General features: G+C 65.5%; 19 protein-coding genes. 9 read left to right on the top strand and 10 right to left on the bottom strand.

The window, feature by feature from the left end; genetic code table 11:
* Nucleotides 1–66: 66 nt before the first annotated feature.
* Nucleotides 67–3,222, top strand: coding sequence for an IPTL-CTERM sorting domain-containing protein (locus F0Q04_RS18540; protein WP_182342863.1), 3,156 nt, complete (start codon nucleotides 67–69; stop codon nucleotides 3,220–3,222).
* Between the two features lie 162 nt (nucleotides 3,223–3,384).
* Nucleotides 3,385–3,819: a DUF4279 domain-containing protein gene (locus F0Q04_RS18535; RefSeq protein ID WP_182342861.1), complete on the top strand. Its 435-nt coding sequence runs from the start codon at nucleotides 3,385–3,387 to the stop codon at nucleotides 3,817–3,819.
* Nucleotides 3,820–3,848: 29 nt separating this feature from the next.
* Here the strand turns inward: F0Q04_RS18535 and F0Q04_RS18530 are convergent, their stop codons facing one another.
* From F0Q04_RS18530 to yjgA, 3 genes are all read right to left on the bottom strand, one after another.
* Entirely contained in the window at nucleotides 3,849–5,057 is a 1,209-nt protein-coding gene (locus F0Q04_RS18530; RefSeq protein ID WP_182342859.1) for a multidrug effflux MFS transporter, read from the bottom strand.
* A gap of 299 nt (nucleotides 5,058–5,356) precedes the next feature.
* A complete protein-coding gene (gene mog / locus F0Q04_RS18525; RefSeq protein WP_116925924.1) occupies nucleotides 5,357–5,953 on the bottom strand; it encodes a molybdopterin adenylyltransferase in 597 nt (198 codons plus the stop codon).
* A gap of 22 nt (nucleotides 5,954–5,975) precedes the next feature.
* A complete protein-coding gene (gene yjgA, locus F0Q04_RS18520; RefSeq protein WP_116925925.1) occupies nucleotides 5,976–6,662 on the bottom strand; it encodes a ribosome biogenesis factor YjgA in 687 nt (228 codons plus the stop codon).
* 80 nt (nucleotides 6,663–6,742) lie between these two features.
* Between yjgA and pmbA the strand changes: the two genes are divergently transcribed.
* Both pmbA and F0Q04_RS18510 read left to right on the top strand, forming a co-directional pair.
* Nucleotides 6,743–8,143 carry a metalloprotease PmbA gene (gene pmbA / locus F0Q04_RS18515; protein ID WP_182342857.1) on the top strand — a complete coding sequence of 467 codons (1,401 nt, stop codon included), beginning with the start codon at nucleotides 6,743–6,745 and terminating at the stop codon, nucleotides 8,141–8,143.
* Nucleotides 8,144–8,264: 121 nt separating this feature from the next.
* Nucleotides 8,265–8,972 carry a riboflavin synthase subunit alpha gene (locus F0Q04_RS18510; protein ID WP_182342855.1) on the top strand — a complete coding sequence of 236 codons (708 nt, stop codon included), beginning with the start codon at nucleotides 8,265–8,267 and terminating at the stop codon, nucleotides 8,970–8,972.
* 15 nt (nucleotides 8,973–8,987) lie between these two features.
* Here F0Q04_RS18510 and tam read toward each other — a convergent pair whose 3' ends face one another.
* Nucleotides 8,988–9,749 carry a trans-aconitate 2-methyltransferase gene (gene tam / locus F0Q04_RS18505; RefSeq protein WP_182342853.1) on the bottom strand — a complete coding sequence of 254 codons (762 nt, stop codon included), beginning with the start codon at nucleotides 9,747–9,749 and terminating at the stop codon, nucleotides 8,988–8,990.
* Nucleotides 9,750–9,847: 98 nt separating this feature from the next.
* Between tam and F0Q04_RS18500 the strand changes: the two genes are divergently transcribed.
* From F0Q04_RS18500 to F0Q04_RS18485, 4 genes are all read left to right on the top strand, one after another.
* Entirely contained in the window at nucleotides 9,848–10,777 is a 930-nt protein-coding gene (locus F0Q04_RS18500) for a LysR family transcriptional regulator (protein ID WP_182342851.1), read from the top strand.
* A gap of 1 nt (nucleotide 10,778) precedes the next feature.
* Nucleotides 10,779–11,684 (top strand): LysR substrate-binding domain-containing protein, encoded by a 906-nt coding sequence (locus F0Q04_RS18495; RefSeq protein ID WP_182342848.1) that lies wholly within the window; start codon nucleotides 10,779–10,781, stop codon nucleotides 11,682–11,684.
* Between the two features lie 98 nt (nucleotides 11,685–11,782).
* The gene (locus F0Q04_RS18490; RefSeq protein WP_182342846.1) at nucleotides 11,783–12,970 is read left to right on the top strand and encodes an alpha-hydroxy acid oxidase; all 1,188 of its coding nucleotides are present in this window, start codon (nucleotides 11,783–11,785) and stop codon (nucleotides 12,968–12,970) included.
* A 35-nt stretch (nucleotides 12,971–13,005) separates the two neighbouring features.
* On the top strand, nucleotides 13,006–13,989 hold the full coding sequence (locus F0Q04_RS18485; RefSeq protein WP_420093963.1) for a Bug family tripartite tricarboxylate transporter substrate binding protein: 984 nt from the start codon (nucleotides 13,006–13,008) through the stop codon (nucleotides 13,987–13,989).
* Between the two features lie 13 nt (nucleotides 13,990–14,002).
* Here F0Q04_RS18485 and F0Q04_RS18480 read toward each other — a convergent pair whose 3' ends face one another.
* From F0Q04_RS18480 to F0Q04_RS18470, 3 genes are all read right to left on the bottom strand, one after another.
* Entirely contained in the window at nucleotides 14,003–15,286 is a 1,284-nt protein-coding gene (locus F0Q04_RS18480; protein ID WP_182342844.1) for an MFS transporter, read from the bottom strand.
* Nucleotides 15,287–15,426: 140 nt separating this feature from the next.
* Complete coding sequence (locus F0Q04_RS18475) at nucleotides 15,427–16,698, bottom strand: PQQ-dependent sugar dehydrogenase (RefSeq protein ID WP_232539396.1); 1,272 nt, start codon at nucleotides 16,696–16,698, stop codon at nucleotides 15,427–15,429.
* Nucleotides 16,679–17,761 (bottom strand): tartrate dehydrogenase, encoded by a 1,083-nt coding sequence (locus F0Q04_RS18470; RefSeq protein WP_116925931.1) that lies wholly within the window; start codon nucleotides 17,759–17,761, stop codon nucleotides 16,679–16,681. The genes F0Q04_RS18475 and F0Q04_RS18470 overlap by 20 nt, the downstream gene beginning before the upstream one ends.
* A gap of 211 nt (nucleotides 17,762–17,972) precedes the next feature.
* Between F0Q04_RS18470 and F0Q04_RS18465 the strand changes: the two genes are divergently transcribed.
* Nucleotides 17,973–18,881, top strand: a complete 909-nt coding sequence (locus F0Q04_RS18465) for a DMT family transporter (protein WP_232539395.1) — start codon at nucleotides 17,973–17,975, stop codon at nucleotides 18,879–18,881.
* Nucleotides 18,882–18,904: 23 nt separating this feature from the next.
* Here the strand turns inward: F0Q04_RS18465 and F0Q04_RS18460 are convergent, their stop codons facing one another.
* The 3 genes from F0Q04_RS18460 to F0Q04_RS18450 all read right to left on the bottom strand — a co-directional run bounded on the left by F0Q04_RS18460 (nucleotide 18,905) and on the right by F0Q04_RS18450 (nucleotide 22,888).
* The gene (locus F0Q04_RS18460) at nucleotides 18,905–20,452 is read right to left on the bottom strand and encodes a hypothetical protein (RefSeq protein WP_182342842.1); all 1,548 of its coding nucleotides are present in this window, start codon (nucleotides 20,450–20,452) and stop codon (nucleotides 18,905–18,907) included.
* Nucleotides 20,453–20,652: 200 nt separating this feature from the next.
* Entirely contained in the window at nucleotides 20,653–21,387 is a 735-nt protein-coding gene (locus F0Q04_RS18455) for an SIMPL domain-containing protein (RefSeq protein WP_165841181.1), read from the bottom strand.
* Nucleotides 21,388–21,640: 253 nt separating this feature from the next.
* On the bottom strand, nucleotides 21,641–22,888 hold the full coding sequence (locus F0Q04_RS18450; protein ID WP_182342840.1) for a CaiB/BaiF CoA transferase family protein: 1,248 nt from the start codon (nucleotides 22,886–22,888) through the stop codon (nucleotides 21,641–21,643).
* Between the last annotated feature and the right edge of the window lie 12 nt (nucleotides 22,889–22,900).

Raw genomic sequence — 22,900 nt, 5'->3', positions numbered from 1 at the left:
CCGCCGTTGCAACACTTCCGCCTTTCTTTTGGGATCCCTATGCGACGCTTACCCCTTGTGGCCGCCATGGCCTCTTTGCTCATCCTCACCACACAAACCACGACAGCGGCAGACCTGGCCTTGCAGACCCCCGCTGGCCAGGCGCTGGAGGCCAAGCTGGCCTCTGCTGACCCGCAAGGCCAGGTCTATGCCTCGCATGTGTTCAACGACCCGGCAGCGACCAAGCTGCCTGATGGCTGGCGCACCGCAAGCTGGAACAAGGGCACGGTGACTATCGATGCCAGCACCGGCCATCTTCTGATCAACGGCAAGGCCGATAGCACCGCGATGACGGCCGTGCTCTTGCCAGTAGCGCTGGAAAATCTATCCAACTACCGCGTGGATGTGGAGTTCAGCTTCGAGCAGCCCAACAACACCGCTCGCTGGGGTAGCGTGATGTACCGCACCTCGCCCGCTGCCAATACCCCAGCCCACGAGCCTTACTACCAGTTCGCGATTCGCCAGGCGGCTACGGCCAATAACGGCACCGAGTTTGCATTCCGCAAGGCCGGCGCCTGGTCGGTGCAGGGTACCAAGCCGTTCACCGAGGCGATCAGCGCCGCGAAGACCTACACCGCCAGCGTGGTGGTCCATGGCAACCGGGTGCGCCAGTACCTCGATGGCGCCTTGCAGCACGACACCATGCTGAGCGCCGACCTGGCCAAGGGCGGCATCGGCATGCAGACGGCCGGCCTCATCATGCGTGTCAAAAGCATCAAGGTGACCGAGCAGATCACGCCGCTGCCTGAGTTCGATATGCCCGTGGCCGTGCAGGACGCCGGCAGCGCAGCGGCAATGGCACCCACCCTGGTACAGGCGGCCCAAGGCCTGCAATCGCTGGCTGGCACCGGCGCCAGCCATGCGCTGTGGACGCTGGACAGCAGCCTCAATCTGCTTGATGCCAGCGGTGCCAACGTCGGCACGCTGGCGGCCTACTTTGCCCAGTCCAACCGCAACACCATTGCGCTGTTGCGCATCCAGGATGCAGCGACCCTGAACGCGCTGGTGACCTTCTCCGACCAGGTGCACAATCTCGCCGACCTGACCTTGCTGTCCAGCGATGTGGCATTGCTCAAGCAGGCCCGTGTGGCGCTGCCCAAACTGCGCACGGCGGTGGATTTCAGCGAGCGCAAGCTGACCACGTCCAAGGCCGATCTGTTGACCATCGTGGGCGAGACCAACCGGGCGGGCGCCAAGATCGCGATCCTGCCCGAGGGCCTGACAACCCGCGCGTTTGTCGCCCATCTGCAGCGCCTGCTGATCACGGTGTGGAGCAATGCCGAGGCCGCAACCCCCGAGCAAGCAGCGAAGGTGCTGGTCAGCGGTGTCAACGGCGTCGTCTCTGCCAACAGCGCCGCCTACGCCGATGTGCTGCGCAAGCTGCCCACCAACACCTTGCTGCGCAAGCCGCTGGTCATCGGCCACCGTGGCATGCCTAGCCGCGAGGACGAAAACACGCTGGAAAGCGCCAAGGCGGCAGTGGCTGCCGGTGCCGATGCCGTGGAAAACGACATCTACATCACCACCGACGACCACCTGGTCATCATGCATGACGACACCGTCAATCGCACCACCAATGGCACGGGCAATGTGGAGGACATGAGCCTCGCGCAGGTCAAGGCGCTGGCCACCAAGACCAAGGGCTACCAGGTGCCCACGATGCGTGAGTACTTCCAGGCGTTCAAGGACAAGCCCATCACCCATGTGATCGAGCTCAAGAGCAGCAACCCGCGCATCATTGCCCAGCTCAAGAAGGAAATGGCCGAAGAGGGGGTGGCCGACCAGTCGGTTGCGATCTCCTTCATTGCCGACCAGCTCAAGCGCAGCGGCGAGCAAATGCCCGAGCTGACCGGCGGCTTCCTCAACAGCATTGCCGACAGCGCAGATGTCCCCGCCAGCGTGCGCAATGTGCTTGAGGCCACCCAGGCCAACTCCTCGACCTTCAACCCCAGCTACACCGCCATTCGTCAAAGCACGATGGAAGCGGCCAAGCACCGGGGCGTGACCTTCTGGCCATGGACCGTGAATACGGCCACTGACTTCTACAAGTACTACAGCTGGGGCACCAACGGCATCACCACCGACCACGCCTACCTGGCCAGCAACTTCCCGGTCGAGATCGCTGCCAAGCCGCAAACGGCCGCACTGGCCTTGAACGAGCCGCTGAGCCTGGGTGTGACCCTGACCACCCAACTGCGTGCGCAAAGCGATGCTACCGCCACCGAGCTGGTGTACCTGGGTGGTACCGCTACGGCAGTGCCCGATGGCAAAGGAGGCCTCAGCTTCAGCAGCGCAGGCACGGCCATCGTCATGCCCGGCTATCGCTACCAGATGGATGCCATCTACAGCTATGTGATCATGGGCCAGCCGCTGACCCTGGTGGTGGGCGATGGCAGCGATGGCGTGGTGGGCACACCCAATGCACCCGCTGCCGGTAATGTGAGCTGCAGCAGCGCAGTGCCCGGCCAGACCAGCACCTGCGCCGTGGTGCCCCAACCGGGCTACCAGCTGGTGGGCCTGGCGGCAGACAGCACCTGCCCGGCTGGCCAATGGAATGCCGACCAAACGGCCTACACCACCGGCACGATTGCAGCGCAGTGCCAAGTGCGTTTTGACTTTGCGGCCAAGCCCGCCAGCGCATCCCTGACCCCCATCGGCAAGGACGGCGAGATGCAAGCCACCGTGCAAGGCGGCGGCACGGGCCTGTGGGCCTTTGATGCCGCGCAGGCGGTTGCCGTAAGCCCGGCAGCGGCCGCGCCCAGTGGTCTGAGCTTTCCGTTTGGCGTCGTCAGCCTGCAGCTGACCGGCGGCCAGCCAGGCCAGAGCGCCACGGTGGAGATGACCTACCCGCAGGCGCTGCCGGCCAATGCCAAGTACTACAAGTTTGGCAAGACCGCCGACAACAACCAGGACCACTGGTATGCCTACCCCAACGCCACGATCAGCGGCAACAAGGTCGTCCTGACTCTCACCGACGGCCAGACCGGCGATGACGACCTGCTGGCCAATGGCGTCATCCGCGATCCGGGTGGTGTGGCCGTGCTCGCCGATGACCCAGGCAACCCTGGCACCCCTGGCGCTACCGCCACCCCCGTGCCTACCTTGGGCCATGCAGCGCTGGCGCTGCTGTCAGGTGGCATGGGCTTGCTGGCCTGGCGCCGCAAGCGCAAGGCGCGGCTCTGATAGCGAGTCTTTGATGGGTAGTTGACCGCCAGTGGCGCCTTCGGGTGCCCTGGCGGTTTTTTCCAAGCGCAGGCATGGAGCAAGCGGTAGAGTGCGTTAGGACACTTCCGATGCGTCGCAAAGTCGGCTAGATTGCTAGCTGATTTTGATGATATGGATCAGATGCAACTTTATTCCTACAAGCTGGATTTCCGAATTTGGCATCCAAGCATTGACCCGCAGATAGTCACCGAGACACTGGGGCTGGAGCCCACGCATTTCTGCATGGCGGGGCAGCCGCGCAAAACGCCCAAGGGGCGTCTTCTTGGTGGCATTCACGCTGAAAGCTATTGGAGCGCCGATCCATTCAAGCGGGGCGAATATATGTCCTCCGACGATGCTGCTGAGGACGCTATTTCTGCAGTGCTTGAGCTGCTGCGTCCACATAAGCATTTTCTGCTTCTATTGCAGGGTCAAGGTGGGCGCTTGGTGTTACAGATCAGCAGCTTCAGCGCGCGCAACTACGCTATCGTGTTGCCGCCCGATTTGCTGATGGAGATGGCCGCGCTTGGCATCAGCTGGGCCCACGATGTGCATCCCTATGCGCAGAGCTGGTAGCGCAATCTTTTGATCGCCGAAGACGGAACTCAAACCACCTGCCCCAGCCCCCGTGCATCCGGCATGCGCGATGCCCAGGCAAACACCGCCATCCCCAGCAGCACCGTCACCGCCAGGCCCAGCGCCAGCAACAGGCCGCTGTGAAAGAGCTGCGGCGCCACGAGGCCCGAGATGATGGTGAAGACCATCATCTGGCTAAAGCCCTGCAGAGACGAGGCCAGGCCGCGCATCTGGGGGAAATGGCCCATGGCTTCCAGGGTCAGGATGGGCATCAGCTGCGAGATGCCAAAGGTGTAGAGCGTGATCGGCAGGACGGCCCAAGGGACGCTGGGCTGTTGCGTCAGGCTGTTGTAGAGCAGGTTGCTGGCGCAGGCGATGAGCAGGCAGGCATAGCCGATGCGTTTTTGCACGGTGGGCGGAATGCGGCGGGCAAAGAGGCTAGAGACGGCCGAGCCCAGCATGGTGCCGGCGATCAGCGGGATGAACAGCCAGCCCAGCGCAGTTTCGTCCTTGCCCAGGATGGTCATCACAAACTCGGCAGCGGAGCTGATGTAGATGGAGTTGGCACCGGCCATCAGCGCCAGGCCGATGAGCATGGTGCGGAATTTGCGGTTGCGCAGCGCCTGCAGGTAGTTGCCGGCAATGACGCGCAGCTTCAAAGGCGTGCGGCGCTCGGGCGGCAGCGTCTCGGGCAGCTGGCGCCAGATCAGCAGTGCCAGCAGCGCGCCAAAGCCCGAGAGGAAATAGAAGCTGTAGCGCCAGCCACCATGGCTTTGCAGCCAGCCGCCCAGCACGGGCGCCAGCGCAGGGGCCAGGCCAAACACCATCATCACCAGCGCCATCATGCGCTGCGCCTCTGCTCCCTGGTGCTGGTCCTGCACCATGGCGCGCACGATGACCATGCCCGAGCCGGCGCACAGGCCCTGCACCAGGCGCATCAGCACCAGCGATTCGATCGAGCCGGCAAAGGCCGCTGCCAGCGAGGTGATGCAATAGCCGATGGCCGAGACCATCAGCACGCGGCGGCGGCCAAAGGTGTCGCTGAGCGTGCCGTAGAACAGCATGGTGCTGGCCATCGCAAAGACGTAGACGCTCAGCGTCTGCTGCACCGCTATCGGCGTGGCGCCAAATTCCTGCCCGATGGCATGGAAAGAGGGCAGGTAGGTATCGATGCCCAGCGGACCAATCATGGTGCACAGGGCAAACAGCAAGGTGAGCGTAACGGGTGACTTTTGCATGGGGCGCTGGGCGCTGCCCTGGGCCGCAATCACAGCAAGCGCTGCCTGGCACTGCGGGGCAAAGGCTTGGATGGAGGAAGAAGCGGGTGGGGGCTAAGGCGCCGAAATGAAGAACCACCGCCTCTCAGAAGAGGGGAGCGGCAAAGTGGCAAGCAAGCATTTAACCAAAAAATGCCGCAGCCTGTGCCAGCTGGCGGCGCCGCCGCAAAGAGCTGGGACATTGGCCGGCTGCAATGCAAAGAGCGCGAAACTGTGTACACATTTCGCGCTCTGGGCGGGGTATCGGCGTTGTTGAGCGTTTAGCCCGCGCTGGGGCGCTCGGCGCCCTTGGGGCGAAATGCCTTGCAGACCGCTTCATCGGTCTGCAGATAGGGGCCGCCAATCAGGTCCACGCAGTAGGGCACGGCAGCAAAGATGCCGGGCACCTGCTGCTGGCCATCGGCGTCCTTGAGCCCCTCCAAGGTCTGGGCAATCGCCTTGGGCTGGCCGGGCAGGTTGATGACCAGGCTGCTGCCCCGGATGACGGCCACCTGGCGCGACAAAATCGCGGTGGGCACAAACTGCAGGCTGATCTGGCGCATTTGCTCGCCAAAGCCGGGCATCACCTTGTCGGCCACGGCCAGGGTCGCTTCGGGCGTCACATCGCGCGGCGCGGGGCCGGTGCCGCCGGTGGTCAGCACCAGCGCGCAGCCCGCGTCCACCAGCTCGATGAGGGTCTGGCTGATCAGTGCCTCTTCGTCGGCAATCAGGCGGGTCTCGTACTGCAGCGGGTTGCGCAGCGCGCGGCCCAGCCAGTCCTGCAGCGCAGGAAGGCCCTTGTCTTCGTAAACGCCGGTGCTGGCGCGGTCGCTGATGGAGACCAGGCCAATCTTGACGCTGTCGTAGGTGTTGCTCATGGCCTTATCCCTTGCGCTGCCATCAGGCCTGGTCATCGTCGTCATCGCCGTCTTCGGGCGCATCGGCGCTGCTGCGGCTGGCGCTGTGGGCGGCCATCACATGGTCGCGCACCAGCTGGAACAGCTCACGGTAGGCGCGGCCCTTGCGGGGCGCCTGGCCGGTCGATTCCTGCACATTGGCCTCATGGGCGCCGGGCATGTCCTTGCGGGCCTGGCGCACCAGCGAGCGCAGCTGCTGAATGTCGGTATCGGGAGCCTCGTTGATCCACTGGGCGACGGCATCGTCGCTGACGATCATGCGGTCGCGCCACTGCTCGGCCGCATGCAGCAGAGCCTTTTCCAGGCTGGAGCCTTCCTTTTGCTCGGACAGTGCGGCATTGATGGCGGCAACTTCGCTGTCTTCGAGCTTGCGCATCAGCTTGCCGATGTACTGCATCTGGCGGCGCTTGCCCTCGAAATTGGTGATGCGCTTGGCTTCGGCCAACGCGTTGGCCAGAATCTCGGGCAAATCCAGGCGCTTGAAGAGATCGCTGCGCAAGGTCAGCAGCTCTTTGCCCAGGTCTTGCAGCTCATCCATCTCCTTTTTCAGGTCGGATTTGCTCGACTCGGTCGTGCCTTTGAGCTCGGCCTTGAGTTCGATATCGAGCTCGCTGCCTTCGGCCACGAACTTGCCGCGAACGAAATAGCCTTTTTTGGGTTTGCGTGACATGGTTAAATGCTTTTGTTCAAAAGGCCATCGCCCGGCGCAGTGCCTGGGCGATGGCGGTTATCAGTATCATAGCGGGCAGTATGAATAAATCCGTATCCAGCTCTAACAGCCAAGGCGATGCCAAGGCTGAGTCCGGCTTCAGCTACAGCCGCGCATTTTTCAAAGATCTCGTCGAGCAGGCGCTCTTGCATGCCAAAAAACTGGGGGCCAGCGACGCCGGGGCCGACGCCTCCGAAGGCTCCGGTCTGTCGGTGAGTGTGCGCAAAGGCGAGCTAGAGACGGTGGAGCGCAACCGGGACAAATCACTGGGGGTGACGGTCTATCTGGGCAAACGCCGTGGCAACGCCAGCACGTCTGATTTCTCTGCCCAAGCAGTGCAGCGCACCGTGCAGGCGGCCTATGACATTGCACGCTTCACCGCCGAGGACCCTATCGCAGGTCTGCCCGACGCAGCCGACATTGTGCCAGCAGCCGAGCACCGTGCGCTCGAGCTATTCCATCCTTGGGCCATTGACAGCGAAGCGGCGGCCCAATTGGCGCTGCAATGCGAGGCAGCGGCCTTTGCCACCGACAAGCGCATCACCAACAGCGAAGGCGCCGGTGTCTCGGCCCAGCAAAGCCATTTCTACAGCGCCCATACCAATGGTTTTGCCGGCGGCTATGCCAGCTCGCGCCACAGCCTGTCGGTCGCGCCGATTGCCGGCAAGGGTGCTGACATGCAGCGCGATGCCTGGTACAGCAGCATGCGCCGTGCGGGCGACCTGGCCGATCCGGCCGTCGTGGGCCGCTACGCTGCCGAACGGGCGCTGTCGCGCCTGGGCGCACGCAAGATTGCCACCACCGAATGCCCGGTGCTGTTCGATGCACCGCTGGCTGCCGGCCTGGTGGGCTCGCTGGTGCAGGCCATCAGCGGTGGCGCGCTCTACCGCCGCAGCTCCTTCTTGCTGCATTCGCTGGGCAAGAAGGTGTTCCCCAAGCACATCCAGCTGATCGAAGACCCGTTCATCATCGGCGGCAAGGGCAGCGCGCCTTATGACGACGAAGGCGTGCGCGTGGCCAAGCGCTCGGTGATCGAGGACGGCAAGGTGGCCGGTTATTTCCTGTCCACCTATTCGGCCCGCAAGCTGAGCATGCGCACCACCGGCAATGCCGGCGGTGCCCACAACCTGCATTTCTACTCGACCAAGACGCGCCCTTCGGACGACCTCAATGCCATGCTGCAAAAGCTGGGCACGGGCCTGTTTGTGATCGAGCTGATGGGCCAGGGCGTGAACCCGGTCACCGGCGACTACTCGCGCGGCGCCAGCGGCTTCTGGGTCGAAAACGGCCAGATCGCCTTCCCGGTCGAGGAGATCACGATTGCCGGCAACCTCAAGGACATGTTCAAGGGCATCGAGGCCGTGGGTGCCGACGAGTACAACGCCGGCTCCAAGACCTTGGGCAGCATCTTGGTCAACCGCATGAAGGTGGCAGGGTCCTGATCCCGCGCCTTTCAATAGCTTCCAGCCCGCTCAGAGCCATCCAATCCAGGGGCGGCGGGCGGGTTTTGTTTTTTTGAGTGAGCAGCTGGCCAAGGCTGGCCAGCGCCGTAAGGAGTGGGCTGTGTTTACCGGCATTATTCAGGCAGTGGCGCGCATCAGCGCGATCGACGACCAACCGGGGCTGCGGAGCTTTACCGTGGCCTTTCCCGAGGGCTTTTGTGAAGACCTGGCGATAGGAGCGAGTGTCTCGCACGACGGCGTGTGCCTCACGGTGACCGAGCTGCTGGACGCCAGCCATGCCCGCTTTGATGTGATGCAGCAAAGCCTGAACATCACCACCTTGGGCGCGCTGGAACTGGGCTCGCCGGTGAATGTGGAGCGCGCAGCCAAGGATGGCGCCGAGATTGGCGGCCACCCGCTGTCGGGCCATGTGGACTTTACCGGCACCCTGGCGCAGGTGCGCCAGTTCGACAACAACCATGTGATGCGCGTGGCGGTACCCGAGGCTTTTCGCCGCTATGTGTTTGCCAAGGGCTATATCGCCATCAATGGCGCCAGCCTGACCGTTGCTGAGGTGAATCGCCAGGAAGGCTGGTTCGAGGTCTGGCTGATTCCCGAGACCTTGCGCATGACCGTGTTTGGCGACAAGCGCGCTGGTGACCGCCTGAACATCGAGATCGAGCGCAGCACCCAGGTCGTCGTCGACACCGTTCGCGAAGCGGTGGACGAGAGCCTGGGCCAACTCAAGCCCCTGCTCGAAGCGCTGCTGCGCGAAAAGGGCTTGAGTCTGGACGACCTGGTCACGTCGCCGCAGTTGCCCAAGGCTTAGTGCCCAAGGCTCGAATCAACGGGTTGCCACGATAAAGATTCGCGGGAACGGCAGCAGCACCGTGCCGCTGGGCAGCGCCGGGTAGGCCTGGCGGATGGCGGCCAGGTAGTCGGCCAGGAACTGCGTCTTCTCCGGTGCATCGAGCTGCGCCAAGAACGGGCGCAGCGCCGAGCCCTTGAACCATTCCACCACCGCCTCGTGGTTGGCCAGCGGGTGCATATAGGTGGTGCGCCAGGCATCGACTCGGCGGCACAGCGGCTGCAGCAGCGCGTAGTACCAGTCCAGGCTGTGGCGGTCCGGGTGGCGCACCGCACCGATGCGTGAGGCCCAGGGGCCTTGCGCGGCCACCTCGCGCGCCAGCACATGGGCGGGCTCTTGCAGGTTGTCGGGCGTCTGCACCGCCAGGCTGCCGCCAGCGCGCAGTTGCTGCAGCAACTGCGGGTAGAGGCGGGCATGGTCGGGCAGCCACTGCAGGCTGGCATTGGCCAGGATCACATCGACGGCCAGCGCTGCCTGCCAGTGGCCAATGTCGGCCAGCGCAAACGGCGTCTGCGGCAGGCGCTCGCGCGCGGCGCGCAGCATGTCCTCGTCATTGTCCAGGCCGGTCACGGCCGCTTCGGTGTAGCGCGCCTGCAGCACCTCGGTGGAGTTGCCGGGGCCGCAGCCCAGGTCGATCGCGGTCTGCACCTCGGTGTTCGGAATGGCGGCTACCAGATCGCGCACGGGACGGGTGCGTTCGGCTTCAAACTGGCTGTAATGCTGGGCGGACCAGGTCATGGGGTTCTCCTTGTGTGGTGCTGGGCACTGTAGTGCGCTTTACCCATGCTGACAAATACGCTATAAAAACCTTATCCATACTTTTGAGGTATTGCTGGATGGAGCTGAGACATTTGAAGGCCCTGGTCTGCATTGCCGAATGTGGCAACCTGACCCGGGCTGCGCAGCAGCTGGGCATGCAGCAGCCGCCGCTGACGCGCTTGCTGCAGCAGTTGGAGGCGGAGATGGGCACGCCGTTGATGGAGCGGCTGCCCCGAGGCATGCGGCCCACCGCGGCTGGCCTGGCGCTGGTGCAGGAGGCGCGCATGGTGCTGGCCCGGGTGGAGGCCATGGCCGGCCTGGTGCAGGATGCCGCCCAGGGCGGGCTCGGCCATGTGGCCATTGGCTTTACCAGCTCGGCAGCGCTCCACCCCTTGGTGGCACAGGTGCTGCGGGCCTTTAGGGCCCAGTGGCCGCGCGTGAAGGTCACCCTGGAGGAGGCGGGCTCGGGCGAGCTGCTCGAGGCGCTGCTGGCGCAGCGCCTGCATGCCGCGCTGGTGCGCTCGGCCTGGGAGGCGCAGCCCAGCCTCAGCAGCCGCCTTTTGCTCAGTGAGCCGATGGTGGTGGCCGGGCCGGCCGGGCATGCGCTGATGCAGTCCAAACGCGCCTTGCCGCTGGCGCAGCTGCGGGGCCAGCCGCTGGTGCTGTACAAGCGGCCTGCGGGCCCCGGCCTGCACGATGGCATTGTGGCCGCCTGCGTGGGCGCGGGCTTTCATCCGCAGGTGGTGCAAGAGGCCCCGCGCCTGACCGCCACCCTGAGCCTGGTGGCCGCAGGCCTGGGCCTGAGCATTGTGCCGGCCTCGCTGCAGCAGCTGCGCGGCGACGGGCTGGCCTACCGGCGGCTGAGTGCTGCGCCCGGCCTGGCGGCGCCGCTGATCCTCGTCAGCCAGCGCCGCCCTGAGGCCCAGGCCCGTGTGCTGCTCCAGCACCTGGGCAGCATTCTTGACCAGGAGCTGGCCCAGCAGCGCGCACGCAAGGGAGTGGCCTGAGATGCAAAAACGCGTCATGCCGTCGATGATGGCGCTGCAGTGCTTTGAGGCCGTGGCGCGCCACATGAGCTTTACCTTGGCGGCCCAGGATTTGTTCTTGACCCAGAGCGCGATCAGCAAGCAGATCGCCCAGCTCGAAGCCACCGTCTGCCAGGCGCTGTTCCACCGCTCGGCGCGCGGGCTGGCACTGACGCCGGCCGGCCGCATGTACCTGGGCGAGGTGCGCAGCATCCTGAACCAGGTCGATGCCTCGGCCCGCTATGTGATGGGCTATGGCGAGGCGGACGAAACGCTGGCGATTGCCGTGCAGCCCACCTTTGGCATCACCTGGTTGATTCCGCGCCTGCGGCAATTCATGCAGGCCTACCCGCATATCCAGGTTGTCACCAAGGGCGATGCCCGGCCTTTTGACCTGATGCAGGCGCGCATCGACGTCTCGCTGTTCTATGGCGAAGGCAGCCTGCCGGGTGCGGACTGCCACCGCCTGTTCGAGGCCGATGTGGCAGTCGTTTGTGCGCCAGAGATCCTGCCCGTTAATGGCCTGGCGTCGCTCGCTGAGCTGGAGCAGCTGCCGCTGATCCAGTGCTCCTTTCGGCCCGAGATCTGGCGCGACTGGTTTGGTAGCCAGGGCTTTGTGCCGTTCGATGCCTACCGGGGCCCGCGCTTTGACACTTTCTCGATGTGCCTGCAGGCCGCGCAAGAAGGCATTGGCTTGGCCATCATGCCGCGCATGTTTGCCGAGCAGGCGCTGGCCCGGGGCAGCCTGGTGCAGCCCTGGCCCTTTGTCCAGCCCAGCGATGGCGCCTACTATGTGGCGCACGCCAGCCACTGCGCGGCCTTGCCCAAGATCCGCCATTTTGTCGATTGGGTGCTGGCGCAGGCGCATGCCAGCGCGCCCTCTGCATGAAATTTTGGAATAGCCCGATCATTTAATTTCGTTTGCCCAGCAGCCCGGCCTTGCGAACAATGCGTGGTTCAACAAGAACAACGACGGAGACTGCGCACATGGCCGCGCTGCACCACTACCTCTCGATTGCCGATCTGGAACGCGCTGCCCGCTGGCGCTTGCCTGCTTGTGTGCGCGGCTATGTCTGCGGCGGCACGGAAGACGGCGTATCGCTGCAGCAAAGCCTGCAGGCCTTCTCGCGCCTTGGCTTTGTGCCGCGTGGCCTGCGCCATGTGGCCCGGCGCAGCACGGCCACCACCTTGTGGGGCCAGACCTATTCGCTGCCGATGGGCTTTGCGCCCACCGGCTTTGCTGCCATCGTGATGAAGGACTGCGACGCGGCGCTGGCCAAGGTGGCGCAGGCACAGGCGCTGCCCTTCATCATCAGCGGCGCATCGACCGTGCCCTTGGAGCAACTGCAAAGCGCCCATGGCCAGCGCTGCTGGTACCAAGCCTACCTGCCGGGCAATATGGCGCGCATCCTGCCGCTGCTGCAGCGCCTCGAAAAGGCCCAGATCCCCGTGCTGGTGGTCACCATCGACACCTGCGTGGGCGCCAACCGCGAGAACCTGCAGCGCCTGCGCTTTACCGTGCCGTTTCGCCCCAGCTGGACCTTGTTGCTCGACGGACTGCGCCACCCGCGCTGGAGCTGCGATGTGTTCCTGCGCACGGTCCTCAGCCAGGGCGTGCCCCGGTTCGCCAACCTGGCCCATGAGGCGGGGCCGGCCATCACTGCCGACCCGCCCCATGGCTTTCGGGGCGAGCGCGACCAGCTCGACTGGGACTGCATAGACCAGATACGCGCAGCCTGGAAGGGCAAGCTGGTGCTCAAGGGTGTCATGCACCCGGAGGACGCCAGGCTCGCCGTGGCCCATGGCGCCGATGCGGTCATCGTCTCCACCCATGGCGGGCGCCAGCTCGATGCCTGCATCTCCCCCTTGCAGGCGCTGCCCGAGATTCGGCAGGCCGTGCCTGCCGGCTACCCGGTGTTCATCGACGGCGGCTTTCGCCGGGGCAGCGATGTGCTCAAGGCCATCGCGCTGGGCGCTGACCTGGTCTTCACCGGCCGGCCCCAGCTGTTTGGTGCGGCCGTGGCCGGCGAGGCGGGCATTGCGCACGCGGTGCAGCTGTTCCGCCAGGAGCTGATGACCAACCTGGCGCTGCTGGGTGTCAACCGCCCGCAGGAGCTGACAGCGGACTATTTGCGCATTCAGGGCGATTTTTCGCTGCCCCCCAGTCAGCGTTAAACGCGCTGCACCCATTTGCCATCAAGGAGACAAAAATGATGAAACCAAGCAAGGCCGTACTGGCCCTGGCCGCTGCATGGGCCGTGATGCCTGCAGCACATGCACAAACTGCTGGCTACCCCAGCAAGCCCGTCAAACTGGTCGTGGGCTATGCGCCCGGCGGTGCCACCGATATTGGTGCGCGGCTGATGGCGGACGCGCTGGGCAAGGACCTGGGCCAGTCCTTCATCGTCGAAAACCGCCCAGGCGCCAACAGCAATATCGGTGCCGAATATGTGGTGCGTGCGCCAGCCGATGGCTATACCTTGTTTGTGGGATCCATCTCCACGGCGATTAACCAGGGCCTCTACACCAAGCTGGCCTTTGATGCCGGCAAGGACCTGGTACCGGTGGCCCAGCTCAATGTGGTGCCCAATATTCTGGCCGTGAGCGCCAAGCTGCCGGTCAACTCGGTGGCCGAGTACATCGCCTATGGCAAGCAGCACCCGGACAAGCTGACCTGCGCGTCGCCCGGCAGTGGCTCGTCGGCCCATCTGGGCTGCGAGCTGTTCAAGCTCAAGACGGGGACCAGCATCCTGCATGTGCCCTACCGGGGCAGCGGCCCGGCGGTGTCGGACCTGCTGGGCGGGCAGGTGGATTCGATGATGGACAACCTGCCGCCGCTGCTCGCGCAGATCCGCGCCGGCAAGCTCAAGGGCCTGGCGGTGACGACTGCAGAGCGCGTGGGTTTCGCCTCGGATATCCCGACCGTCGCCGAGTCCGGCGTGCCCGGCTTTGAGGTCGCCGCCTGGTTTGGCGTGTTTGCGCCCGCCGGTACACCGGCCCAGGTGGTGGAGACCGTCAACAAGGCCATCAACCGCGCGCTGAATGCCAACCCCGATGTGCGGGCCAAGTACCAGAGCAATGGCTTTATGCTGCCGCCGGCGCCCAATTCCCCCGCCAGCTTTCAGCGCTTCTTTAACAGCGAGATCAAGCGCTGGGCTGAAGTGGCGCAGGCCACCAAGCTGAAGATCGACTGATGCCGATACAGCCTTAACGCGCGTTGGCTGCCAGCCGCGTGGGCAGCAGCAGCGATACGCCAGCGGCCAGCACCAGCAGCACGGCGGCGGCGCCAAAGGCAATCCAGTGGGTGCCGAACTGCTCATAGGCCCAGCCGCCCAGCCAGCTGCTGATCATGGCGCCAATCTGGTGGCCCAGGTAGGCGCAGCCGTAGAGCATGCCCACCAGCTTGATGCCGTAGAGGTCGCCCAAAATGGCCGAAGACGCGGCAATCGAGCCGGCCCAGACAATGCCGCCCAGGGCGGCCACGGCATAGAGCTGCCAGTGGTGGATGACGGCGACCAGCCCGACAAAGCCCAGGCCCCGCACCAGGTAGATGACGGCCAGGATGTAGCGGCGCGGCACCATGTCCGACAGCTTGCCCAGACCCAAGGTGCTGAAGATGGCGACCAGGCCAATGAGGCCAATGCCGCCGGCGCTGCTGCCGGCATCAAAGCCATGGTCCATCAGCATGGGCACGCCATGCGTGCCCAGCAGGTTCATGCTGAAGCCGCAGGCAAACAGGCCCAGAAAGATCTGCCAGAAAGGCGCAGTGGCCACGGCCTGCGCAAAACCCAAGGTGGGCGCGGCGGGCTGGCCGGCCATGGCGCGCAGGCGCTCCTGGCGGGCAGCTTGTTCGGCCGGGGTCAGGTCGGTGTGCTCGGGCGCGTCATCGCGCACCACCCACAGCGCCATGGCGCTGACGATCAGCGCAAACACCAGCGCAAAGCCCAGCAGGGTGTGCTGCCAGCCCCAGCGCGCAATCGTGAAAGTGAAGACCGGCGTCATCACCGCAATACCGGCCATCGAGCCGGTGGACAGAAAGAACAGCGCCATGCCGCGCTGGCGCATGAACCAGCTGCTGATCATTGGCGTGACCGCTACCGGGCTGGTGAAGGCCAGGCCCAGCGACAGCGCCACGCCATAGGACCAGAAAAACAGCCAGGCCGTGCGGGCGTTGACCGCCCAGATGCAGGACAGCACCACGATGACGGTGCCCAGCAGCAGCACCCGCCGCGTGCCCTGGCGCGCCACCAGCCAGCCTGCCAGCGGCATGCCCAGGCCATAGCACAGCATGCCAAAGGCAACGATGGATGACAGCAGGCTGCGGCTGAACCCCAGGTCCTGCGACAGCGGCACGATAAAGGGCCCGATCCCCATGCGCATGCCCACGGTGAGCAAGGTGAGCACCGTGGACGCGGCGACGATCACCCAGCCGAAATACAGGCCGGACGGTGGGGTGGGGCCTGGAGGCAGGGAGGTATTGAGCGCTGTCATGTCGCGGGGGCCGCGAGGCGCCCGTCAAGGGGCCTGCGCAACAAGGATGTAGTAGGGCCGATGATAGGCCGGGGCGCAACAGAGGCAAGCGGGGCGCGCGGCTGGATGTCGCGCTGGCGGCAGGCGGGCCAGCGCGCGGGTCAGCGCTGTGCGGCGGGGGCGCCTGCCGTATCGGGCAGCAGCATCAACAAAGTGCGGTTGTAGTCTTCCACCACCATCAGCTGGCCGGCATGGTTCAGTGCCAGGCCCGTGGGGCGGCCCAGGGGCCGGGTCTTGCCGTCGGCCGTCCAGTGGCCCAGCCATTCGATGGGCTTGCCGCCGGGTTTGCCGTCTTTCTGGCGCGCAAAGCCCACGACGCGGTGGCCTTGGGGCCCATGCCAGGCGGCCAGCAACTGGCCTTGGAAGGGGCTGGCCTGCGTGGTGGCCAGCAGGTGCAGCGGGGCGGTATGGGCGGGCCAGCGCATATGCGGCGCCTGGGTGGCGGCGCAGCGCGCGCGTTGCTCGTAGCCGCGCGCCGGGCGCTGAGCGCCTATGCAGTAAGGCCAGCCATAGTCGGCGCCTTCCAGCAGCTCGTTGAGCTCTTCGGGCGGCTCGTTCTTGTCGCGGTAGTCGATGTTGTTTTCGGCCTGCCACAGGCTGCCAGCAGCGGGGCCGTCGGGCAGGGTGGCCAGGGCCACGGAATTGCGCAGGCCCAGCGCAAAGGGTGCGAACTGCTGCACCGGCGCTTGTCCTTGCAGCGCAGGGCTGCGCAGAACCGCACGCCATACGGCGCCCCGAAACTGCATCGCCCCGCGCTCGGGGCAGGGATGGGGCAGGGCGCCTTGCGCGTCCTGGCAGCGGTCTGTGAGCGAGCCGATGTTGACGTAAAGGCTGCCATCAGGCCCGAACGTGATTTCCTTGAGCGGGTGGGCGCCGTCGTCGGGCAGCTGGTCCAGCACCTTTTGCGCCTGGATCGGTTGGCCGGCGGCCGGCACCGGCGTGCGCCAGATGCGGCCGGCCTCGCCGATGTAGATCTGGGCATCGGGCCCGCGTACCAGGGCGAGGGGCCGGTCGAGCTTGTCGGCGAGGACCTGGACCTGGGGGCGCTGTGTGGCGGCGGCCGAGGGCGCAGGCAGGCGCAGCTCCAGCAGCCGGCCCTGGCGCGGCATCCAGCTGCCCATGTCGATGATCCACAGGCGCCCGGGGCTGATCTCCAGCACCCGGCGCGGGGCGCGCAGGCCGTCGCGTTCATCGGCTAACAGGGCCACGCAGGTGCCGGCCGGGCTGCCGATGCTGACTCTGTCATAGCCGCCGCAGCGGCCCTGGGGCGTATAGCCCCGGGCATGCGCCAGCGGCGCCCAGGCCAGCAGGGCGCTGGCCAGCGCAGCGAGCGCCGCCTGGGCTGGCAGGCGTTCAGGCCAGCACTTGTGCAATCGCCTTGCCCACGTCCGGGGTCTTGGCCTGGCCGCCCAGGTCGGGCGTGCGCGGGCCGCTCAGAATGGTCTGGCTGATCGCATCGACGATGGCGTCATGCGCGCTGCGCCAGGCGCCCTGGCCGTTGCCCAGGAAGTCGAGCATCAGCGCCACCGACCAGATCATCGCAATGGGGTTGGCAATGTTCTGGCCGTAGATGTCGGGCGCCGAGCCATGCACCGGCTCGAACAGCGAGGGGAAGTTGCGCTCAGGATTCAGGTTGGCAGAGGGCGCGAGGCCGATGGTGCCGGTGGTGGCCGGGCCCAGGTCGCTCAGGATGTCGCCAAACAGGTTGGTGGCAGCGACCACATCGAAGCGGCCGGGCTGCAGCACAAAGCGGGCGGTCAGGATGTCGATGTGCTGCTTGTCCAGCACCACGTCCGGGTAGTTCTGGGCCATGGCTTCGGCACATTTGTCCCACCAGGGCATGCTGATCGCAATGCCGTTGGACTTGGTGGCCAGCGTCACATGCTTTTTGCTGCGGCTTTGGGCCAGGTCAAAGGCGAACTTGAGCAAACGGTCAGCGCCCTTGCGGGTGAAGACGGCCTCTTGCAGCACCATCTCGCGGTCGGTGCCTTCGAACATGATGCCGCCCAGCGCGGTGTACTCGCCCTCGGTGTTCTCGCGCACCACGTAGTAGTCGATATCGCCGGGCTTGCGGCCAGCCAGCGGGCAGGGCACGCCGTCAAACAAACGCACCGGGCGCAGGTTGATGTACTGGTCGAACTCGCGGCGGAATTTGAGCAGCGAGCCCCAGAGCGAGACATGGTCGGGCACGGTTGCTGGCCAGCCGACGGCGCCGAACAGGATCGCGTCAAAGCCTTGCAGCTGCGCTTTCCAGTCGTCGGGCATCATCTGGCCGTGGGCGGCAAAGTAGTCGCAATGCGCCCAGTCAAAGTGCTGCATCTCCAGCGGCAGGTCAAAGCGCTTGGCGGCGGCTTCCAGCACGCGGATGCCTTCGGGCATCACTTCCTTGCCAATGCCGTCGCCCGCCAATACCGCGATACGTAGTTTCTTGCTCATGCTGGTCCTGAAATCCTGGTGAATAGGGATGTTGGCCGCCCGGGCGACTGGCCGCGCTCGCAAAGGCCATCGCTGGGCTCTACAATCGCTCGTCCTTGCACCTGGGTGCCGGGGCTGGGGTGTCTGGATGGGCATCCTAGCGCTGTTGGAGCAGCTGCGCAGCATGGTGCGAGACAGCTTGCACCGCCGGCGCCCCATTTTGCCGCCTGCCGTGTCGCCTTTTCCTTTTCCCCCTGAATCCCTGGCCGTCCTGGCCGCCGCCTGCTGGGCGCTGGCCGCGCTGTTCTCTGCCCCCGTAGCACGCAAGATGGGCGCCTTTGCCTTTACCCGCTGGCGCATGGTGTTCGCCACCGTGATGCTGGGCGGCTGGGCCAGCTTGGCGGGCACCTGGGGAAGCCTGAATTTGGCGCTGGTGGGCGTGCTGGTGCTGTCGGGCTTTATCGGTATCTTCATTGGCGACACGGTGCTGTTTGCCTGCATGAACCGGCTGGGCCCGCGCCGCTCGGGCATTTTGTTTGCCACCCATTCGATGATGTCGGCCGTGTTGGCGGCGCTCTTTTTGGGCGAGCGCATGGGCGCGGTGGCCATGCTGGGCTGCGCGCTGGTGCTGAGTGGCGTGATGTGCGCCATTGCCTTTGGCAAGCGCGCCGGTAGCGCATCGAGCCTGGAGGCCACGCGCGGCCGGCTGGCGGTGGGCGTGGGCCTGGGGCTGATCGCAGCCCTGGGCCAGGCGCTGGGCACCTTGGTGGTCAAGCCGGTGGTGGGCCCCGATGTGGACCCGGTGGCCGCATCGGCCGTGCGCATGGCGGCCGGCTTTGGCTTTCATGCGATGCTGCTCGTGGGTTGGAAGCCGGCGCGCCTGACTGCCGTGATGGCGCCGCGCGACTGGCAATTGCTGGCGGGCAGCGCCTTTTTGTCGATGGCCATGGGCATGACCTTGATCCTCGCCGCCCTCAAGTACGGCAGCGCCGGGCTGGTGGGCATGCTGTCCTCTGTCTCGCCCATCCTGCTGCTGCCGCTGTTGTGGTGGAAGACCAAGGTGCCGCCCACCTTGGGGGCCATGGCCGGCGCGCTGCTGACCGTGGCCGGCGTGGTGCTGATCCTGGCGCGGCTGCACTGACCGAAGCGCCCCGCGCGCCTGCGCTAGAAGGACGTACCCAGACCCAACTTCATGCCCCGGCGGTCCATCGTGCGCAGCGCCAGCAAGGAGTTTTTCTGCGTGCTGCTGTCATCGGGCAGCACATCGCTGCGCGCCAGCTCACCGGCCTGCAAGGCCTTGCCCGATCCCGTATCGGCCTGCAGCACAAAGCGGTAGTCCTTGAGGTAGACACTGCCCCGGCCGGAGATCGTGAAGGTCTCCACGCAGCGCACCTGGCCGGTCGAGGGGTTCAGAAAACTGCAGCGCACGCCGCCGCCGGCCGTGGTGGCGGCAGTGCCATCGACCTGGGTCAGCGCCACATGGGCGGTTTCCTTGTTCGTCGTGTCGTGGAAGGTCCAGTGGCCCAGCAGGCTGGCCGGGTCTGGCGCGACGGGCGCAAACTGGAAGCGCTCGATGGCGACGGCTCCTTCACCCGGAAAGCGGATATGGCCGCGTGTGGGCGAGCTGAAATCCAGGAACACCTCGCCGGCCGTGGAGGCCTCAGTGCCACTGAGCGGGCCGCTGCCAAAGTAGCGGCCGCCCTGGTAACTCTTGAGTGGGGCGCTGGCCTGGCCACTGGCAAAGGCGCCGACACCCAGGTGGAAGGTGGCATTGCCATCGGCCTGGTAGTTGTAGACCTGCATGACCAGCGTGCCGGTCTGCACATCGATGGCCATGCCGCGCCCGGGCTGGCCATTTTTCTCGCCTGTCACGATCCAGGTGCCGCTGGCGGGGACCGGCGTGGTGTCGCTGAACACCAGCGAGTCATAGCCATCCGGGCTAAGCATGCGCTGGCCCACCAACTGGTAGCTGCTGCCGTCCAATTGCGCCGTACCGCTCAGCTGCTGGAGCGCCGTCTGGAACTGCAGCCTGACGGCGGGCGTGGCACTGCCATTGCTGCAGTTAAAGCCTTGCAAGGTGGCGCTGTAGCTGCAGGAGACCTGGATCTGGGTGCCATTGGGCAGCGCCATGGCCATCGCGGGGCCGGTGCTGGTGTCCAGCCCGCTGAGCGCAATGGCCGAGTACACCGCCTTGCCGCTGCTGTCTAGCATGGACATGAGCCAGTATGCGGAGGGCAGCGCAGAAGCCGGGGTGTTCTCAAACCGAAAGCGCTGGATCGCTACCATGGGCTCGCCGGGGAAGCGCAGCTGGGCTTGCGTGGCGCTGGTGAACTCGATGCGCACCTCGCCCGCATCGCCATCCTCCACACCTGACAGCGGCCCGCTGCCGAAATAGCGCCCGCCCCGGTAGCTTTTGAGTGGGGCCGCCACCTGGTTGCCGTCTATGCTGCCGACGGCCAGGTGGAAGGTGGCCGTGCCATTGGCCCGGTAGTTGTAGACCTGCATGACCAGCACGCCATCTTGCACATCGATGGCCATGCCCCGGCCAGGCTTGCCATCTTGCTCGGCGCTGACGATCCAGGTTCCCGGTAGCGGCGTGAAATCGCTGGCGGCCTGCGCCGCTGGGATGGACGCCAAGGCGATCGTGCCGGCCAGCACCGCAGAGCGAAACAGGGGGCTGCGCTGCAGCCAAGGGCGAACCGTAGAGGACATGCTTCACTCCTGCTAGCGGGGATGGCTACGGTGCCCATATTGCTACAAATGTTTACGCCGTGTGGGAGTGGTTGATGGTGGTAAGTGGTTAATCACTTTTTGTGAAGGGATACAAAAAAGCCAGGTAATGCGCGGCATTACCTGGCTCTGCGGCGGGCTAAGCGCTGATGGGCGGGCCCACCAAGCTCAGCAAGCGCGGCTTACTTGATCAAACGCACGGCGCCCGACATGCTGACCGACACCGTGGTGTAGCCCGGCTCCAGGCCCACGGGGGCGCTGCTGTCTTCCATCTTGCTCATCATGGCCACGCCCCGGCCCATGCGTGGCATCGGCTGGCTGGTACCACTTTGGTTCAGGTGGATGGTGTCGTACTCGTACTGCGCATAGCCCATGGCATTGGCGGTGACCTTGGCCTTGGCGTTGAAGTTCTTGACAGCTTCGGCGATCAGCTGGTCCTGCGCCTTGTTGCGAGCGGCATCGGACAGGCGAAAGCCCGAGCCGGTCAGGCGGGCCTTGTCCATCAACGCGGCCATCGTCTGGCCGAGCACGGCCGTGTCCGTCGACTCCAGCTGCACATTGAACTGGGTGCGCCAGCTGGTGACCTTGCCATCCTTGTTGTAGACGGGGCTGGTGAACAGGTTCTCGGTCGTGACCTGCAGGGTCTGGGACTTCTTGGCGGTGGCCAGCACATCGGCCAGCGCGGTCTTGCCCAGCTGCTGGGCCTGGGCCTGGTCCTTGGATTCCTTCTCGACGCTGAACTGGGCCCAGGCGGTGTCTTCCGGCACGCGGGTGGTCGCTTCGGCATCCAGGTTCAGGCTGGGGCGTTTGTCGATGTTGGAAGCGGCAGGAGCAGGGTTTTGGGCCATGGCAGTGGAAGCTACAAAAGGGGTGGCGGCGATCAAGGCGGCGGTTGCCAGCATGCGCATTTTTTTCATCAGATTCTCCTGGTTCAAAACAGTCGCGAAGGGCATGCCGCCAAAAGAGCGGGGCCCAGGTCACCGGGCTTGGAGTGCCAGGCGGGCTGCAAGTTTCAGCAGCCCCCACATGCCGTATCGGAGACCAAGCTTATCCCCAAGTGCCGCGACAAAGAGCCACAGCGTAGGCGGCGGCAGGCCGGAGCCTTGTAGGACGGGCTGCCGCAATCGCCCTGGTTCATCGATATTCACATTTGGCTTGCCGCACCTGCGTCTAACCGGCAATCGCCTGGCTGTCCCGCAACGCGGCAATGCTGTCATCGCCATAGCCCAGGCTGCGCAGCAGCTCCTGCGTGTGCTGGCCCAGCTGCGGCGGGTCCATGCGCACGCCCAGGCGCTCACCGGCCATGCGCAGCGGCAGCAACGTGGTGGGGGCCATCTGCCCCGCGCGTTCGCCATCGCTCAGGCGAACGGGGGCGAGGCCGCCGCTGGCCAGCAGGTGTGGGTCGTCCAGCAGCTCTTCGGGCTTGCTGATCGGGGCATAGGGCAGGCCGTTGGCCTCAAAGACCTGGCCAATGTGCGCGGCGCTCATTGTGGCAAAGCGCTGGCGCAGCTCAGGCAGCAACTGGGGGCGCAGGCGCACCTGGTCGTTGTTGCTGGTGTAGCTGGGGTTGGCCAACAGATCGCCCCAGCCAAACGCGCTGCACATGGTGGCCCACTGCGCATCACTGACTGCAGCCAGAAAGATCTGGGCGCCATCCTGCACGGTGAACACGTCATACACCGACCAGGCCGAGATGCGGTTGGGCATGGGCTCGGCCGCCTCACCGGTCACGGCGAACTGCATCATGTGCTGGCCCACCAGGAACACATTGTTTTCGAACAGCGCTGAGTCGATCTCCTGGCCACGTCCCGTTTGCGCCAGCTGCATCAGCGCGGCCATCGCGCCGATGGCCCCGAACATGCCGCCCATGATGTCGTTGACGCTGGTGCCCGCGCGCAGCGGATCGCCGGGGCGCCCGGTCATGTAGGCCAGGCCGCCCATCATCTGCACCACCTCGTCCAGCGCGGTGCGGTGCTCGTAGGGCCCGGGCAGAAAGCCGCTGTGGTTCACATAGATGAGGCGCGGGTTGAGCTGCGACAGCGCGCGGTAATCGAGCCCATACTTGCGCATCACGCCGGGCTTGAAGTTCTGCACCACGATATCGGCCGTGCTGGCCAGGCGGATCGCCGCCTCCAGCCCCTGGGCCTGGCGCAGGTCGATGGCCACGCTTTTCTTGTTGCGGTTGAACATCGGGAAAAAGCCCGCTCCCGCGCCCAGCAGGTGGCGGGTGCGGTCACCCTCGACCGGCTCCACCTTGATGACCTCGGCTCCCAGATCGGCGAGCACCAGTCCACAGGTCGGGCCCATCACCATGTGGCTGAATTCGACCACGCGAAGGCCCGCCAGCGGCAGGGGAGAGGGGGTGGAGACTGTGTTGACGGGCGTGCTAAGAGGTATGGAAGTGTCGGTATGGTGCATGACTGAGGAAAG

Origin of the sequence: Comamonas koreensis (assembly GCF_014076495.1) — a bacterium.
Classification (GTDB): Bacteria; Pseudomonadota; Gammaproteobacteria; order Burkholderiales; family Burkholderiaceae_C; genus Comamonas; species Comamonas squillarum.
Note: the sequence above shows the minus strand (reverse complement) of the source record. Positions and strands in the feature narration are given on the sequence as shown.